Source organism: Methylobacter sp. sgz302048, assembly GCF_052162025.1.
In the GTDB taxonomy this organism is placed as follows: Bacteria; Pseudomonadota; Gammaproteobacteria; order Methylococcales; family Methylomonadaceae; genus Methylobacter.
On sequence record NZ_CP197401.1, the window covers coordinates 3,362,260 to 3,379,748 of the forward strand.

A 17,489-nucleotide genomic window follows, 5' to 3' on the forward strand; every position below is an offset into this window, starting at 1 on the left:
AAATCTTTAGGCAAAAAATTGAATATTTGCGAAAAACTTTTCAAATCGCCCGCACTGAAAGCACTCCCTGGATGGAACTTAGCCGAGCAAGGGCTTCCATCGGGACTTTATCGTTTATATCAAGCAATGAATAAGCATAATCCCCGCGAGACTTATTCAACATATCAACAATATTAATCCTGTTCTCTGCCAGAATCGCAGTAATCTGACTGACCATGCCGGGGACGTTTTTGTTAGCAATCGCAAGCCGAAAGCCATCGTTAAGAGGCAAATTGACATCCGGAAAATTGACCGAATTGCGAATATTGCCGTTTTCCAAAAAGTCACGCACCTGTTGAGAAACCATAATAGAGCAATTATCCTCTGCTTCAGCGGTCGATGCGCCCAGATGCGGCAATACAATTGTTCGGGGATGATTCAATAAAGCCCGCGATGGAAAATCCGAAACATAAGCATGAAGTTTAGAAGACTCCAGCGCCGCCAGGACGGCAGTTTCCTCGACTATTGCGGCTCGCGAGAAATTCAGCAAAGTCGCTTTGGGCTTCATCTTATCGATGCATAACTCATTAATAAGCTGTCGGGTATGATCATTCAGCGGTACGTGCAGACTGACAAAATCCGAGCCTGACAACAGCTCGTCCAAGCTGCCGGCAGGAATGGCATCTGCCGAGAGTCGCCATGCACTTTCCACAGTAATCTGGGGATCGAACCCCACTACTTTCAAACCGAGAGCCGTAGCGGCATTGCTCACTTTTACGCCAATGGCGCCCAGTCCCACTACGCCCAATGTCTTGCCAGCCAACTCGAATCCTGAGAAGCACTTCTTGCCTTGCTCAACTAATGCATCAAGTGATTCTCCATCTCCATCGAGATTTTTTGCGAAATACCAGGCATCGGCAATATTGCGCGCCGCCAGCAATAGGCCGGCGATAGTCAGTTCAGTCACGGCATTTGCATTGGCGCCTGGCGTGTTGAATACGGGAATGCCTCGCTTTGAATATTCGGAAACAGGAATATTGTTAACGCCAGCCCCCGCTCTGCCCACGGCTTTAACGGTCTCGGGTATGGGAACATCATACAGATCTTGAGAGCGCAGCAGAATCGCATCAGGGCGTTCAATCTCCGGCCCGACTTCATAGCGTTCAGCCGGAAATTTTTCCAGACCGCTGCTTGATAAGGCGTTATAGGTTTTGATCTTGAATATGGGTGAATAGTGATTCATTGTAAAAACCTGCAAATACTATTGAACTCGGATATCGCTTATTGGAATCGGTCCGCACCTCAACCCCTGCACCCAATAATATTTCTTTAGCTAAATTATTCGCCCAGAAAAATAGGCAAAAACAGCCCTGTTCGCTTCAAAATATTCGAGAAACCTTAATGGTGGAAACCATTAATAAACTTTGGATCAATATAATGATTGGCCAAAAATTCAAGCTGACCGGATTATTGCTGTAAATCAAAAAAAGAATGGGGAACAAAACGCCGTTGACAGTAATAGGCACGCCTTCGAAACCGGGCGCATCGGAAACATTGTATCTGGCCAGTCTAAGCATACCGCAAGTGATGAAAAACACTGATAAGGCAGAAATCAATATTCCCGGAGTATTCAATGAATAAAAAAGCAGCATGGGCGCAAGGCCGAATGAAACCAAATCCGACATTGAATCGATTTGTCTTCCAAAAAGATTTTTCTGATGCAATAAACCGGCTATTTTTCCATCCAATACATCGAAAATCACCGCTAAAAACAACAATGAAGCGCTTAGATTGAAGTTACCTTCGATCGACATCGTGATGGACAGTATTCCGCACGATAAATTGGCAATAGTGAAGATATCAGCTAATTTCAACAGTTTTAATATGTTCATATCAACCTACAACATGTCCGACAAATAGCTCTACACTATTGCCTTTTGAATTGATTCACTGCGCCAGAAAAGTCACCCTGATACTGAACGGATCAACAGCGGCGCCACCGGATTGTCTGAGAACTTATAAGCAATAGTAATTCGGCTTTGTGACAGTTTGATGAAGCATTCCCGACTTCCGGCCGGATTTTCATTTAAGGCGATAACTGAGATAGGCCTGAATACTGCAGAAAGAGCAACGGAACTATAAATCACCATCCCATGCATAAATCTTTCAATTGTTTTCAATTACGGAACTGATGTTACGCATGGGGCCGTTTTTTATCCTGCTGATCGCGCTCTTCATGCATCGCAGCAGGTCTCGCCGCCTAAATAGTGATGCGCGTGTGTAGGTGCGAATTTATTCGCACTTAACCATCTTTAAAAATAGCAGCGTTTCGGGTCGAATGAATTCGTCTCAATTCAACTAATGCGCAACATCAGTTACGGAATTTGAAGTTATAGTAAGAAGCGAGGCCGGCAGTGTATGAACGGCGCTGACTGTCGGCTCCCGCAGCCAGCGTGATTGCCGTTCGCTGATTCTTGGTAAGCGATAAAGGCGGAAGACAATCTTCGAGCAAGGTATCGACAATCGTTGCCGAAGCGGCAGGTTGGGCAAAACGCAAGGCGTTGGCTTTCATTCGGCTCAACCTGTCCGGGTCTTCCAGCAAACGCTCCAGTTTGAAAGGCAGCGTCGTCAAATCGTTACACTTGACGGCAATACCTTCTTCCAGCAGATGATCGCTATTTCTTTCCTCCTGCCCGGGAATGGGAGAAACAACGCACATGGGCAATCCGCAAGCGATAGCCTCGGAGGCCGTCATGCCGCCGGGCTTGCCGATAAAAATATCGGCCATTTTCATCAGCTTGTGCATTTCGCCGCTGTAACCCAGAACCTTGAATCTTGAGCTTCGGCTGTCGACCAATTGCCGGATGCGCTGTTTCAGTTCGTCGTTGCGCCCACAGACGACCACTGTCTGCGCATCGCTATTCAGATTCAGCATCCGCTCCACCATGAATTCGGTCGGTCCCACGCCAAGAGCGCCCGCCGACAGGAGCAGAACCGGTTTTTCCGGATTCAATCCCAGCCGAAGCCTTTCTTCCTTGCGGTTGATGGGCAGCTGAAAAACGGGATCTATGGGTATGCCGGACACCGTAATTCTCTCACTGGGAATCCCGAGCATTTCAAGGTACGCCCTGGTTTCATCGATGGCGACAAAATAGCGATGGAATGAACGCGACAACCACATGGCATGAAAATCGAAATCCGTGACCACAATGGATAAATGCGCCTGCAACTGGTTGGTCGCAATCAGATGGGAAATGATGCCGGCTGGCATGTAATGCGTGCAGACCGTGATATGCGGGTTGAATTCCCGGATGAAGCGCACCAGCGGCTTGGTGTTGAGCCGGTCTATCATGTGCCGCATTCTGTCCGTGTACCAGGGCTCATCGCTGGTTTTGTACCACCAGCCGAGAAAATTCGGCGCGGATCGCACCAACGATGTGTAAAAGCTGGAATAGAAATCCCGGAACAGCTTGTTGGTGTACTGCAGCGCATCGTTGCTGATGACTTCGGCGACCCGATCGTCAGCGGCAAAAGACTTCTCCAAGGCTTCGGCCGCTTTAATGTGACCGGTCCCCGCACCTGCCGACATGATCAAAACCCGTTTCTTCATTTGTGTATAACGTACCTGCTTGAGTTATTTGAAAACTGGACAAGGTTGTCAATCACACGCGCATCAATTTCAGCTTGCTCCCGGGACTCGGACAGCCTTGCCTGAAACATGCTGACGCTCCTCCTTATCGGTCCTGATCGTGGCCATGTTTTTTATTAAGCCAAGCCATCGTAACCGATACAAACAGCCCAAACACGATCACGATCGTATTCACCGAAAGTCCGGCTTTGATCATCAGCGCATAAGCGCCAAGCATCAATAAAATGCTTAGATTTTCGTTGAAGTTCTGCACGGCGATGGAGTGCCCGGAGCCCATCAACTGGTGACCCCGGTGCTGCAGCAATGCGTTCATCGGTATCAAAAAACTGCCGGCCAGAGTTCCGATCAGTATCAGCATCATTACCGCCAGCCGCCAATCGGTCACCCATATCATCGCCAATACGACCAATCCCATGGCTATCCCCAAAGGCAATACTTTTACGGCGTGTTCCAACGGCACAGCCTTGGCCGCCACCACAGAACCGATGGCAAGGCCTACCGCGACGACTGCCGTCAATTGCGTCGCCTGCTCCAGATCAAGCTGCAGCGCTGCCGCAGACCAGGCGAGAATTATGAAACGCAAGCTCGTTCCTGCGCCCCAAAACAGGGAAGTTACCGCGAGAGACACCTGCCCCAGCGGATCTTTCCACAGAAGCAGAAAAGTCCGCCAGAAATCAGCCAACAGAAACCCTGGCGTTCGTTTCGACAAGGTATGCTCAATGGGCAGTTTGGGAATGTAATAATTGAGTATCGCCGCCGTCAGATAAAGACCCAGAATGACAAAAATCGCGAACTCTGGGGCGGTATCGATGCCGCCATTGAACTCAAGCCCGCCCAGTTTCTGGACAACCTGATCCTCAACACGATGGCCAATCAATAGACCACCAAAGATAGCGCCCAAAATGATGGCCGCCACGGTCAGCCCTTCCATCCAGCCGTTGGCCCATACCAGTTTATCGGCGGGAAGATACTCGGTCAGGATGCCGTACTTGGCCGGCGAGTATAGCGCCGCGCCAATGCCGACGAAACCGTAGGCGAGCAACGGATGCAACCCCAGCAGCATCGCCATGCAGCCTACTATCTTGATACTGTTGCTGATGAACATGACCTGCCCCTTCGGCAGCGCATCGGAGAATGCGCCGACAAAAGGAGCGAGCACGATAAAAGCGCAGACAAAAAACTGCTGTAAAACAGGCGTTTGCCAGGAAGGCGCATCCAGCTCCTTGAGCAGCGCAATAGCGGCAAAGAGAAGCGCGTTATCCGCCAGCGATGAAAAAAATTGCGCCGCAAGAATGGTGTTGAAACCGCGGCTTGTGGAGTTATCTGCGCTGCGCGACTTTACGGAAACCACCATTATCGTACCCTGAATGGTTGAAGATTTATTTCATGGAGTTCAGCGGCTGCAAACTTGAACCGAAACAAGCGATAAGGCCCCATAAACTTGCTGACTGCATTGATATTTATTGAATTCATTATCGTTTGATATTGCCGCGTTTAGCCATTAACCAGTTTATCTGTTTAGGCATATCAGCTTCCTGAGTTTCATTATGAGCAAGGGCCAGTTGAGCCTTGTGCCACTTCACCAGTTCCAAAGCGCCATTGGCGTGTTCCACTATGGCCGTGCAGCTTTCCACGAAATCACCTGTGTTGATATACAGAAATCCGTCTATCTCCTTGATTTCGGCATGGTGTATATGTCCGCAGATAACGCCGTCCAGGCCTTGGTCTCTAAGCGTGCTGACGATGCTTTCTTCGTAATCGGAAATGAACTGAACCAAATTCTTGACTTTGAATTTGACGAAAGCCGCAAGGGAGAAGTGCGACTGTATGCCGAACCAACGCCTGGCCATTCGTAAAAAGCGGTTGATTTCAAGCAGAAGGTCGTATCCCACGCTGCCCAGCTTGGCAATCCACTTATGGTATCTGGCGATCGTGTCGTATTCGTCGCCGTGGACCACCAGGAATTGCTTCCCTGCCGATGTGACATGAACATCCGAATTTTTCACGATGATGTCGCCGAAAACATAATCGTGGTAGTCCCTTACGTTTTCGTCATGATTGCCGGGTATGTAAATGATCTGGGTGCCATGCCGCGCTTTTCTCAGCACCTTCTGGATTACCGTATTATGGTCTCTGGGCCAGTACGATTTCTTGGAAAGCGCCCAAAAATCGATAATGTCGCCGACCAGGTAAAGCTTTTCGCTGTCGTTGTGCTTTAGGAAATCCAGCAAAACATCCGCCTGGCACTGGGTAGAGCCCAGGTGGAGATCAGAAATCCAGATGGTGCGATAGGAATTATTGTCCATAATAAAAATGTCAATGTTATGAGGCGCTCTGAGACTGCCTGCTTAACCATAGCTCACAGAATTACCGTGGCTCGCCAGACAACATGTTGAACTGTTTTACAAGGTCATGATCGTGCATAAATCATCCCCAAAGGCAATGTTAGGATCAGGCAACACTATTCTCCATAGTGAATGAAAGGTTACCCCCAGAAAGGTCTATATCTATGGAATGCTAACAAAAGGAAATGAAATTTATGTTACAAGCGTGGCGATGGCATTATTTAATGCTGAAAACCGGTGCACGACTGCCCGCAGCCAAATGCCTGTTAAAGTAAAGAATAAAATTGACGCGCGCGGAATGGGGCGGAGATGATTTGAAGAGGTTCTTCGTAAATCCGCTGCCAATTTTTACTGAATTAGCGAGCATACGATGACACCTTCACCCCATCAAAACACCATCCTGGCATGAGGCAAACTAAGGAGACAAAATGAAGGATCCGCTTTCGCACGGCAACGATACCGACCATAAAAAAGCAGCGCACAAGCCCGCCATACCCGGCAGCGGCGGCTTGCTTTACCCGCAGCAGAACCTGCTGCGCAACGTGCTGGATATTTCCGGGCTTTGGCAGTTCCAGCTCGACCCGAAGGAAGAAGGCGAAGCGCAGGCGTGGTTCAATGCCCTGCCCTCGCCGCGCATGATTCCGGTGCCATGCAGTTGGAACGACCTGTTCGATGATGCACGGGACTACCTGGGCCTCGCCTGGTACCGGCATGAGGGATACGCCCCATCCTCCTGGCGGGGGCAACGCGTGTTTCTGCGCGTGGGCTCGGCGAACTATGCGGCCAAGGTGTGGGTCAACGGCATTGCCGCTGCCGAACATTTCGGCGGACACCTGCCTTTTGTTGTCGAGATCACTGATCAACTGCTATGGGACCGGCAGAACATCATCGCCATTTCCGTCGAGAACAAGCAGTTGCCCGAGCGTGTACCGCCAGGGCCTGCGGCAGCGGGAGCCGGAGCGTTCGGAAGCCTGCCTCCGTTCCCGGCGACGACATACGATTTCTTCCCGTATGCCGGTTTGCACCGCCCTGTGCTGCTTTACTCTGTACCGGCTGGAGCACACATCGATGATATCTCGGTCGTTACGACGCTCGACGGCGAGGACGGCGTCGTCAAAGTCGCGGTGTCCGCCGGCGGATATGCCGGCAAGGGAAAGCTGTTGTTGAACGATTGCCAAGCCGAACTGAACTTCCGTGCCGGTTCGGCTGAAGCCATATTGCGTGTGCCCTCGGCGCGGTTCTGGTGCCCAAAAGATCCGTACCTTTACCTTCTAACCGTTACGCTCACCGACGAAGACCAAACTATCGATGCCTACTCGCTCGACATCGGCATCCGCACCATTGCGGTGTGCGGGGATGAGTTGCTGCTGAACGGGCAGCAGATCAAACTGACAGGGTTCGGCAAGCATGAGGATTTCCCGCTCAGCGGCCGCGGACAGAACCTGCCGATGTGGGTGCGGGACTACGAACTGCTCAAATGGATCGGCGCCAACTCGTACCGGACCTCGCATTATCCCTACGCGGAGGAGGCCATGATGCTGGCCGACCGGCTCGGCGTACTGGTGATCAACGAGATTCCCGCCGTCGGCCTGAATTTCGGGGATGGAGAGGCGATGACCGCCAGACGCCTTGCGCAATGCCGGCAGCAACTGCACGAACTGATCCTACGCGACAAGAACCACCCGAGCACGATCATCTGGAGCGTAGCGAACGAACCGGTGACAGGATCGGCGCCCGACATATCAACGCAGGAAGCTATCGCGGCAGGCACATCCTTCTTTCGCCAACTCTACGACGATGCGCACAGGCTCGACGGAACGCGGCCCGTTACGCTCGTCGGCTTGCAGGGCGGGCCGGCCGAATGGCTCGGGCTGTTCGACATTGTCAGCATCAACCGCTACTACGGCTGGTACACCATGCCGGGGCAGCTCGAGCGGGCAAGGCAGGAACTGGAGCGTGAACTGGATGCGCTGCACAAGTCGCTTGCCAAGCCCGTCATCATGACCGAGTTCGGCGCCGACACGCTTCCCGGCGCGCACAATACTCCGCCGGAAATGTGGACGGAGGAGTATCAGGTCGAGCTACTGAGGCACTATCTCGATGCCGTGGCGAATCGACCTTTTGTAGTGGGCATGCACGTGTGGGCTTTCGCCGATTTCAAGACCGGCCAGAACGTCATCCGCGCGGCCGCGATGAACTTCAAAGGCGTATTCACTCGCGACCGGCGCCCCAAGATGGCTGCGCATTTCCTGAGATCGCTATGGATGAAAAGTGATGGAAAGGCAATGGATTGATAGGTGGCGCGGTGGAAATCCGTTTCCACCAGATGATGTTCCTTAGCTCCCGCACCAAAACTGATTTTCAGGCCACTGTTGTTTGACTTGATATTTTCCTGGCTGAGAGCCAAGGCCTGACGACGATCGGCAACAGTCAGGCCATTTGCTTATGATGTCCCCTGAGCGATTTCTTCTGACGCCGACACTGAGTTCGCGCCGCCTCCCAGCGCCTTGTAAAAGGCGATCAGATTCGTGGAAGTCTCTGCTTCGGAGCGAGCCAGCTCGATTTCGGCGGCGTAGAGGGCGCGCTGGGCATCCAGCACGTCCAAAAAGGTAATGACCCCTTCCTTATAACGCAGCTGGGACAGCCGGACAGATTCGCGCTGATCTGCCACGGCGCGGGCCAGGGTTTGCCGCCGCACTTCCTCCTTCAAATAGCGAGTCAGAGTAGTTTCGGTCTCGCTCAACGCTTCGAGCACGGTCTTTTCGTAGATCAGATAGGCTTCCTGCTGCTGCGCCTTGGTCAGATCGATGCCGGCCTGGATGCGGCCGAAATTGAGCAGCGGCTGTAGCAAATTGGCAGCCGTGCTGTAGGAAAAGGCCGCTGACTTGAACAGGGTTTCAACGTCGGTGCTGCGCAGCCCCAAAAAGGCTGACAGCGAGATTTTCGGGAACAATTCGGCAATAGCCGCGCCTTGCAGGGCAGTCGCGGCCGCGAGCCGGCGTTCGGCGACGTGAACGTCAGGCCGCCAGCGAATGGTTTCGGCCGGCGAAGTCAGCAGTTTTTGCGCCGATGCAACCGGCAGTGCGGCGGTTGCCTGCAACTCGCCATCCAGCGTGCCGGGTTGCCTGCCGATCAGCACTTCCAGCTGCCTGAGTGTGGCAGTCACCCCGGCTTCCAGCGTAGGCAGCTGCGCCTCGGTGTTCTCGGCCTGGGCGCGCGCCCTAACCACGTCATGCCGCGTGCCAACGCCTTCATTGAACAGTCTTTCGGTCAGCTTCAGCGTGTGTCGTTGCGCTTCCAGGTTCGAGCGCGTGATCCGCAGCTGGTTCTGCAGGTTGCGGTATTCCACGTAAGAACGCGCCAGTTCCGCCGTGAGCGTCACCAGCGTCTGGGCGTGCTCCTCCTCCGCCGCTTCCAGATCGGCGCTGGCTGCCTCCAGCTGACGCTGCAGGCGCCCGAACAAGTCGACTTCCCATAGGGCGTCGAAACCCAGCTCGAATATATTGAAACGGACGCCGCGCGCGTAGATGGGAGATAAGTTCTGGTGGCGCTGGCCGCCCGCTTTTATGCCAATCTGCGGAAACAGCTCCGCCCGGATCGAGCGACGATCGGCGCGGGCCTGATCGATGCGTGTCAGCGCCATCTTGAGGTCCAGATTATCGGTCAGCGCCAGTTCCATCAGCCGGTCAAGCTGGGGGTCACCGAAGCTCTTCCACCAGGTTCTCAGCTTTTCCGAGGTTGCAAATTTCAGATTCGGGCCGGTGTCCTTTTCGGCCTGCCAGTGATCCGGGACGGCGAGCGAAGGCGGCCGGTAATCGGGCCCCATGGTGCATCCGGCCAGACTGCACAGCAGCAATAAATAGCCGGCCTTAGGCGCCATAGTAGTGTCCTTCCATAGAGTCCGGGCCCAAACGGCATCCGGGCTTCAATTCTTTCAGCCATTTCGAGCAATAAGGCTCGGCGACAACGGAATAATGCCCGCCGCCGGCATGGATGATTCTGACCTCGTCGTAGTAAGCGTTCCAGCAGTCCGGCTCCAGCCAACGCTCGCTCTCCTCGGCGATGATCAGCGTCGGCCGGTGCGGCAGTTTGCCGTGCGGATAGCGGTAATCGACGGCCAGCGATGTCTCGACCACATGCCACAGATCCAGAAAATAGCCGGGGTCAATGCCCATCGCCGTGTGCAGCAGTTTTGCCAGTTCGGTTTTCCAGGCCGAATAAGGCTTGTCTTCCAGAATGGCTGTGATGAACGCTTCCTGGCCGGTAGGATCGATGCCGGCATTTTCAAGAATCATCCTGCAAAAGGCGATGACCGAGAGTTTGTCCATTTGCTTCGGCCAGCTGGCGACGCCGCTGTCTATCAGCACCACGTCTTCGACCACAATCTCGCTGTCCTGCAGCTGCTTGAGCATTTCGTAGACCACGGTTCCGCCGTAGCTGTGGGCATAAAGCCTGATTGCGCCGCGCGGCTTGATGTTTTTGATCTGCTCAATGTTGTGAGCGGCCATTTCCTCTACCGATGCGGCCGGAACGCTGCCGGCGTAGCCTTTCATCTGCAGGCCGTACACCGGGCCGCAATCGCCGATTCGCGCCGCCAGCTGGTGGTAGCCATCGCTTAAGCCCGGCATGCCCGGAATGATGAAGGTCGGAATGCTGTCGCGCAACGTGACCACATAAGGCGAGCCCGCCGGTTTGCTGTCGGCGTTGCCGATGCGGTCGGCCAGTTCCCGCACGGTCGGGCATTGGATGATGTCGGCAATGCCGATGCGCGAGAACGGCAGTTGTTGATTGATTTTGTTCGCCAACTGTATCGACAGCAGGGAATGGCCGCCGAGTTCGAAAAAGTTGTCGTTGAGCCCGACGCGCGCAAGACCCAGCACGTCTTCCCAGATGCGGGCCAGTTGCCTTTCGACCGGGGTTTGCGGTGCGGCATAGTGTTCGCCGGCGTCGAATTCCACCGGCGTCTGTTCCAGCTGCTTGCGGTCGATTTTGCCGTTGGCGGTCAGCGGCAGTGTGTCCAGACGGACGAATACGGCCGGCACCATATAATCGGGCAGGCGGCGGCGCAGTTGCTCGCGCAGTCCGTCGGCGTCGATGGCTTCCAAATCGGTCGTGTAATAGGCTACCAGGCGTTCGCCGCCGGTGCGGGGCCTTGCGACTATCGCGGCGGCGCTTTTCACCTCCGGCAACGCGGTCAGCGCATTTTCGATCTCGCCCAGCTCGACCCGGAAACCGCGAATTTTGACCTGATGGTCGGTTCTGCCCACATAGGCAACGGTGCCGTCCGGCAGCCAGCGCGCCAAGTCGCCGGTTTTGTACAGTTTGCCGAGCGCGTAAGGGTTGTCGATAAACTTTTCGGCGGTCAGTTCCGGATTGTTCAGATAGCCCAGCGCCAGCCCTTCGCCGGCGATATGCAGCTCGCCCGCCACGCCTATGGGCAGCAGCTCGAGGTATCTGCCCAGCACATACAGGCGGGTGTTGGCGATCGGTTTGCCGATGGTCAGGCGCTGCCCGGCGCCAAGCTCGGCGATAGCGGCATTGACGGTGTATTCGGTTGGGCCGTAGGCGTTGAATATCCGGACGCCGCGGTCCTGCACGGCTTGCAGTGTCGCCTCCGGCAAAGCCTCGCCGCCGAAGGAGATCAGGCGCAGCTGGCTGAACAGTTGCTGTTGCCGCTCCGGTTCCAGCGCGGCTATCGCGCCGTAGAACTGCGGCGGGAGATTGAGTATCGTGACGCCGTTGTCGACGACGACCCGATAGAAATTGTCCACTTCGATATCGGCGTCCTGGCGGATCACGACGCCGGCGCCGGTCAGCAGGTAAGGAAAGATTTCCTCCACTGACATATCGAAGCTCAACGAGGCAAACTGCAGGATTCTGTCCTGTTCGGTAATGCCGTATTTTACCGTCATCGCATGGCAAAGATTCACCAACGACCGGTGAGCGATCGCCACGCCTTTCGGATTGCCGGTGCTGCCGGATGTATAGATCACATAAGCCGGATGCTGCGGACCGGCCTCGCGGCGCAGTTCGGTGTTACGGGATACCTGATCGGTCCACGCGGGATCATCCACGGCCACAATCCGGCAGCCGCAGTCAGCCAATAAGCCGGACAGGCGCGGCTGCAGATGGGATTGGGTCAGCAAGAGGCTGACGCCGCCGTCGGTCAGCATGTAGCGGATTCTGTCCTCGCCGTTATGCGGATCGATGGGCAGGTAAGCGGCGCCGGCGCCCAGCACGCCCAGCACCGCAATAACCATGTCCGCGGATCGGTCCATGCATACCGCGACCAGCCGATCCGGCCCCATGCCTTGGGCCTGCAGATAGATCGCCAGACGCCGGCAGCGTTCCGCCAGGGCGCCATAGGACATTGGCCGGCCGGCGAAAATCAGGGCCGTGCTGTCCGGCGCCAGGGCCGCCCGGGCTTCGAACAGTTCATGGACGCAATGCGCTTTGGGAAATTCCTCGGCGGTATCGTTGAAGCCGTCCAGCAACAGGCTTATCTCCTGCTCCGGCAGGCAATCGTATTCATCGATGCGCCTGCCGGGATCTTCGACGATGGCCGCTATCAGTGTTTCCAGATAATCGAGGTGGCGGCGGATCGTGGCGGCGTCGAACAGATTGCGCTGGTATTTCAGGTGCAGTTCCACCTTGTCGCGGAAATCGTAGACTTCCAGCATGTAGCTGTCCATCGTTTCCTGATATACGTCGTAGCTCAGCTCGACGTCGCCCAGCCGCTCTTCGGCTCCTAGTATGCCGTCGAAGATGTTCTGGTAGGTGAACGACACCGAAAACGGCACTTCGCTCGGGTTGAGCAGCGTGAGCCTCAACTCGCGCATTAACCGGATAAACGGGTAATTGGCGTGATCGAGTGCTTCGGCAAGGTTTGCGCCAATCTGTTTTACCAGTTGCAGAAAAGTATCGTCCGGGCGGACTTGGTTTCTGACGATCATCAGGTTGATGTAGCAGCCGATGGTGTTTTCATGGCGCTGCAAGGGCCTGCCGGCCACCGGCATGTTCACGGCGATATCGTCTTCCGCGCTCAGCCGGTGGATCAGGATATTGAAGACGCCCAGCAATAACGCCGACAAGTTCTGGTTCAGCATGGAGCCGAGATATTTCAGCGCGGACAGGGTTGCGCTGTTCAGCGTCAGCGTTTCGCAGCCCAGCCCTAAATCGGGCAAATCGGGTTGCGGCAGGGTATCGTAAGGCATGGCGATGGTCGCCGGCACGCCGGCCAGGCGGCTTTTCCACCAAGCCAGGTCGTCTTCGGCGCGCGCGCAGCTTAGATAAGCGCGCTCCCAGGCGATGAAGTCGAAAAAGGTCGTGTCGGGCGCTTGCGCGGCCGGCTGGCCACCGGCGGCCAGGATCTGGTATTTGCCCCAGAGCTCGTTGGCAAACAGCATGCCAGAAAACCCGTCGATGACGATATGGTGTATGACGAAGAACACATAGTAGCGCTGGTCCGCCGGGCATTCTACGGTATACAGCCGCAGCGGCGGATCGGTTTTCAGATTGAACGGCTGCTGCAGCAATTGGCGCAGGAACGGCGCCGCCTGTTCGCTTTCCGGCAGGGTCAGATGCTCGATGACAAGGTTGTCGGCGGCGCTTCCCACCCTCTGGACGATGTCTTCACCCGCTGCATCCTTTTGGCATTCAAAGCGGCAGCGCAGCAACGGCCGCTCTTCCAGCACCGCGAGCAGCGCCATTCGCAGACAGTCGTGGTCCGCCGGGGCTTTGAGCCGGAAAATCAGCGGGACGTTGAAACCGGTGGACTCGGGAAAGGTTTCCTGAATATACCACAGGCCTTTCTGGGTTTCCGACAAGGGTTGCGGCGTCGTCGGCACGCTCGCCGCCGTTTGCGGCATTTCAGGCGCAATAGTGTCCGAGCTGCGCGTTTGCCGCGCCAGCATATCGAAAAATTCGCCGAAGTTTTTGGCGCCCATCGCCTGGGCGACCTTGATGTTCAAGCCCAGCCGTTCGTTCAGACGCTTGATGAATTGCACCACCTGAATCGAATCGAAACCGTAATGGACGGGCGATAGCGAACGGTCGATGGCCGACAGCTCCTTGCCGAACACCTCAGCGACCAGACTCGCCAGCGCCGCCTCTGTATCGTCGTTCAAAGCGGCGGCTTGCATTGCGTGAGCGTTAGCCGCACTTGCTGATGGCTGAGTAAAAGCGGCGCCGGCATCGGCCGCCTGTTGTCCGCAATATTCTTCCAGCACAATGTGCGCATTGACGCCGCCGATCGCATAACTGTTGAGCGCTACCCGGCGTGGCGCGGAGCCGTTTTGCCAATGGGTGGACTGGCTTTGCAGAACCAGGGCATGATCGGCCGGCAATTCGCGATTGAGCTCTCCGAGCCCGGCTATGCCCGGTATGGCCTGATGCTCCAGCGCCTTGACGGCCTTGATCAGCGAAGCCATGCCCGATGCGACCTCCGGATGGCCGATGCTGGGCTTGATGCTGCTGACGAACCAGTTTTTGCCGGGATTCGCGCTCAACAGCTGATAAGCGTCGCTGATTGCGGTCAGTTCCAGGGCATCGGCCAGCGTATTGCCGATGCCGTGGGCTTCCACATAATCGATCGTATCGGTGCCGACGCCGGTCTGGGCGATGCTGGCTGTTATGGCGTGCCTTAGCCCCTGCACGTTGGGGGCTTCCAGAGAATAGCCGCGGCCGCCGTGATGCACGGCGCTGCCTTTGATGATCGCCAGAATCCGATTGCCGTCCGCCAGAGCCTGCTGCAGCGGCTTAATGATAATAACGCCGACGCCTTCGCTGCGGACGAAGCCGTCGGCTTCGTCACTGAAACTGCGCGTCCGGTTGCGGCTGCTCAGGAGTTGATCGTAAAGGCCATGCATGGCCATGGACGCGAATTCGTCGGCATCTATGAGGTTGATAGCGCCTACGATGGCCTGTTCGCATTCGCCGGAGCGGATGCTTTGCACGGCGCGGTGCAGCGCGACATGGACGCTGGTGCAAAAGGTATTGATGACTTCGCTGGGTCCTTTCAAGTCGAATTGAAAGGATAGCTGGTTGGCGATGGGAACCCGATAGGGCTGGCCGCCGTTATTGCAGCAACCCAGGCGATCGACGAACGATTGGGCGGCTATGAAAACGCCGGTCATGGTCTCCGAGAGCATCCGCCCGGTAATTTCGTATTCGTTCTGTAGTTGCGCAATGAGCCGGTTCAGAAGTTGCAGTTGGCGGTCGGCAAGGTCGTTGGTTCCGATGTCTTCGGGCGGACTGCTTTCGTCGATGCGGCCGTATCCGAACGCAACTGCCGGCGCGTATGAGTCCGGCTGCAGGCATTCGCCGGCCATGACTTTTTCCCATAACAATTCCGCGTTATCGGCGCCGGGAAACAATCCGGCCAGCCCGACAATGGCTATCGGCTGCATCCGGCCAACGGACAACGGGTCGCTGCCGATGCGCGGCGGCGCGGCCAAGGCGGCGTCCGGCGTTTCTTCGGGCGACATCGGCTCTAGCGGCAATACCTCGTCGATCAGATAATCGACCAGCAAATCCATCCTGGGATGATCGAATAACAAGGTCGTGCGTAGCGAACAAGCCAGATTCGATTCCAGCCTGGACTTGAATCCCACCGCTTGCAGAGAATCCGTGCCCAGTTCGATAAAGCTTTGATTGGGTGTTATGTCTTCCGCACTGTCCATGCCGATAAAATTCGCCAGTAACTCGCGAATATAGGCGTTCAATATCGGCTTTCTTTGGGCTGGCTGGGCTTGTTGTAACGTAGTGATGATCGGGCTGGGATACATAACGGTTGCTGGTCTATTGAACTGGAAAACTAAGGCGTTGAAGGAACATAGAAAGTCGAGAACCCGCAAACGAACGAGGCCTACGCATAGCCGAAGACCCGGTGTTTTATCGCAGTTGCGGTGCAGGCGGCCGTCCTTCGACAAGCTCAGGACGAGTCCAGGACAAGCTCAGGACGAATGCGCCGCCGCAACAACAACCGTCGCCCGTTTTCCGCTCCTGAAATCGGAGGGGACGAACCTATTTCAGGTTTCGCGGAAAGCAGGCGATACTTCGGACTTTATGGCGCCATTACTGCGAGTGTCACTTCTCCTTTGCTTCTGCCGTTGGCGTCATCATGAAAACGGCAATAGGTTTTGATGAATGTGCATGTCGACGTCTTCTTGATGCTATTAATGCCGTAAGTGCCGTAAAAATGCTTGGCGTTCAGCTGGCTTTGATAGCTCGAGGTGAGTTTTGCGATCAAGACGTTCGGCAGCTGCTTCTCGAAAAACGTGTCCATATCGTAATCATCCGATAATTCCGGTATCAACGCGTTTTTAATGCAATGTGCCAAATGCACATAACAAATCTGGTTGAAGCAGATATTGAACTCAACGGCGTTAAAATGCCCGGTGTCGTCGATATAGCAGGACTCGGGAATCGAGAATTCTCCGTTCATGATCAGGCCTTGCGGATCAGAGCTGTCCGATTGCATAAACCAGGCCTGTTTCAGATAACGACTGTGGTTGAAATAAGGCTTTAACACCTCGGCCATAAAACCATCATCGATATCTGTAACGGTGACATTCTCCAGAGGGTCGACCATCCTTAACATATTCATTGTTCTATCCCCACATAAAATGGCAGATCGTCATAAATGCCGATGCGGTACATTCTGCTGTATTCGCCTGGCTTGGCCTTGGAGCCTTTATGAACCAATGAACGGTTGTCCCAGATAATCATGTCGCCTTCCTCCCAGAAATGCGTGTGTATGAATTTCGGCTGCTCGGCGAATTCGAACAGGGCCTTCATCACCCGCTGATTTTCTTCATAGGACAGTCCAACCAATCCGCTGGTAAAGCCGCTGCTGATATAGAGGATTTTTTCGCCGGTCACCGGATGTTCAATGACGGCAGGGTGGGCCTGCGGCGGACATTCGGCTTTGAAGTTTGTGATGAGTTCGTCAATCGAACGGTCGAGATCACACGCCTGTACTTTGTAACGCGGCCAGGCTTCCTGCATCGCCATCCTGCCGTCCACATAGCGCCTCAAATCATCGGGGAGTTCGCGGTAGACGCGCGCCATATCGATATAAGAGGTTTCCCTGGCCGATTTAGGGAAGAATATAGGGCGTACCGAAGTAAAGGGCAGAGGATGTTTCTCGAAAGAACAATCCGTATGCCAATAGCGTCCTGTACCGGAAACGCCGAATTTTTTGCCGTCTTCGTTGAGGTTGTTGGAAACGAAAATCTCGGGATAATCGGGGTGATGATAATTCGCTTGGAAATAAACTTGAGGCCGGCCTACCGCTCTGGCGAAATTGACTTGTTCCTGTTCGGTCATGTCAAGGCGCTGACCGCGCATGACGACCACTTTATTACGGTAGATCAATTGCCGGAGCATTTCCGCTTCGGAACAGCCCGGGGTAAAGGTCGTAACATCCCATCCCCTGACTTCGGCGCCGATTTTCCCTGGTGCTGCTTCGGTGATGGTTACTCGATTTTCAGATACCACTGCATTCATGATTTATT

At 54.9% G+C, this 17,489-nt stretch carries 11 protein-coding genes; 1 reads left to right on the top strand and 10 read right to left on the bottom strand.

The features are described from left to right. Window positions 1-40 precede the first annotated feature (40 nt). The 6 genes from ACTNE6_RS14865 to ACTNE6_RS14890 form a co-directional block, all read right to left on the bottom strand. A complete protein-coding gene (locus ACTNE6_RS14865) occupies window positions 41-1,222 on the bottom strand; it encodes a phosphoglycerate dehydrogenase (RefSeq protein ID WP_442497283.1) in 1,182 nt (393 codons plus the stop codon). Window positions 1,223-1,358: 136 nt separating this feature from the next. Beyond that, window positions 1,359-1,853, bottom strand: coding sequence for a CDP-diacylglycerol--serine O-phosphatidyltransferase (pssA, locus tag ACTNE6_RS14870; RefSeq protein WP_442497284.1), 495 nt, complete (start codon window positions 1,851-1,853; stop codon window positions 1,359-1,361). A 90-nt stretch (window positions 1,854-1,943) separates the two neighbouring features. Further along, window positions 1,944-2,159: a hypothetical protein gene (locus ACTNE6_RS14875; RefSeq protein WP_442497285.1), complete on the bottom strand. Its 216-nt coding sequence runs from the start codon at window positions 2,157-2,159 to the stop codon at window positions 1,944-1,946. Window positions 2,160-2,350: 191 nt separating this feature from the next. Then, window positions 2,351-3,589 carry an MGDG synthase family glycosyltransferase gene (locus ACTNE6_RS14880; RefSeq protein WP_442497286.1) on the bottom strand — a complete coding sequence of 413 codons (1,239 nt, stop codon included), beginning with the start codon at window positions 3,587-3,589 and terminating at the stop codon, window positions 2,351-2,353. Window positions 3,590-3,713: 124 nt separating this feature from the next. Beyond that, the gene (gene lplT, locus ACTNE6_RS14885; RefSeq protein WP_442497287.1) at window positions 3,714-4,982 is read right to left on the bottom strand and encodes a lysophospholipid transporter LplT; all 1,269 of its coding nucleotides are present in this window, start codon (window positions 4,980-4,982) and stop codon (window positions 3,714-3,716) included. Window positions 4,983-5,100: 118 nt separating this feature from the next. After that, a complete protein-coding gene (locus ACTNE6_RS14890; protein WP_442497288.1) occupies window positions 5,101-5,934 on the bottom strand; it encodes a UDP-2,3-diacylglucosamine diphosphatase in 834 nt (277 codons plus the stop codon). 467 nt (window positions 5,935-6,401) lie between these two features. Between ACTNE6_RS14890 and uidA the strand changes: the two genes are divergently transcribed. Continuing rightward, window positions 6,402-8,267, top strand: coding sequence for a beta-glucuronidase (gene uidA / locus ACTNE6_RS14895; protein WP_442497289.1), 1,866 nt, complete (start codon window positions 6,402-6,404; stop codon window positions 8,265-8,267). A 149-nt stretch (window positions 8,268-8,416) separates the two neighbouring features. Here uidA and ACTNE6_RS14900 read toward each other — a convergent pair whose 3' ends face one another. From ACTNE6_RS14900 to ACTNE6_RS14915, 4 genes are all read right to left on the bottom strand, one after another. Then, entirely contained in the window at window positions 8,417-9,853 is a 1,437-nt protein-coding gene (locus tag ACTNE6_RS14900) for an efflux transporter outer membrane subunit (protein WP_442497290.1), read from the bottom strand. Beyond that, on the bottom strand, window positions 9,843-15,758 hold the full coding sequence (locus tag ACTNE6_RS14905) for an amino acid adenylation domain-containing protein (RefSeq protein ID WP_442497291.1): 5,916 nt from the start codon (window positions 15,756-15,758) through the stop codon (window positions 9,843-9,845). Before ACTNE6_RS14905 ends, ACTNE6_RS14900 begins: the two co-directional genes overlap by 11 nt. A 278-nt stretch (window positions 15,759-16,036) precedes the next feature. Continuing rightward, window positions 16,037-16,579, bottom strand: a complete 543-nt coding sequence (locus tag ACTNE6_RS14910; RefSeq protein ID WP_228779107.1) for an FcoT family thioesterase — start codon at window positions 16,577-16,579, stop codon at window positions 16,037-16,039. Further along, window positions 16,576-17,481 carry a TauD/TfdA dioxygenase family protein gene (locus ACTNE6_RS14915; RefSeq protein WP_442497292.1) on the bottom strand — a complete coding sequence of 302 codons (906 nt, stop codon included), beginning with the start codon at window positions 17,479-17,481 and terminating at the stop codon, window positions 16,576-16,578. The genes ACTNE6_RS14910 and ACTNE6_RS14915 overlap by 4 nt, the downstream gene beginning before the upstream one ends. Window positions 17,482-17,489: the final 8 nt, after the last annotated feature.

Coding starts and splice junctions, on each gene's coding strand:
- ACTNE6_RS14865 (WP_442497283.1), bottom strand. CDS start 1,222: ATGAATCACTATTCACCCATATTCAAGATCAAAACCTATAACGCCTTA.
- ACTNE6_RS14880 (WP_442497286.1), bottom strand. CDS start 3,589: ATGAAGAAACGGGTTTTGATCATGTCGGCAGGTGCGGGGACCGGTCAC.
- lplT (WP_442497287.1), bottom strand. CDS start 4,982: ATGGTGGTTTCCGTAAAGTCGCGCAGCGCAGATAACTCCACAAGCCGC.
- ACTNE6_RS14890 (WP_442497288.1), bottom strand. CDS start 5,934: ATGGACAATAATTCCTATCGCACCATCTGGATTTCTGATCTCCACCTG.
- uidA (WP_442497289.1), top strand. CDS start 6,402: ATGAAGGATCCGCTTTCGCACGGCAACGATACCGACCATAAAAAAGCA.
- ACTNE6_RS14900 (WP_442497290.1), bottom strand. CDS start 9,853: ATGGCGCCTAAGGCCGGCTATTTATTGCTGCTGTGCAGTCTGGCCGGA.
- ACTNE6_RS14905 (WP_442497291.1), bottom strand. CDS start 15,758: ATGTATCCCAGCCCGATCATCACTACGTTACAACAAGCCCAGCCAGCC.
- ACTNE6_RS14910 (WP_228779107.1), bottom strand. CDS start 16,579: ATGAATATGTTAAGGATGGTCGACCCTCTGGAGAATGTCACCGTTACA.
- ACTNE6_RS14915 (WP_442497292.1), bottom strand. CDS start 17,481: ATGAATGCAGTGGTATCTGAAAATCGAGTAACCATCACCGAAGCAGCA.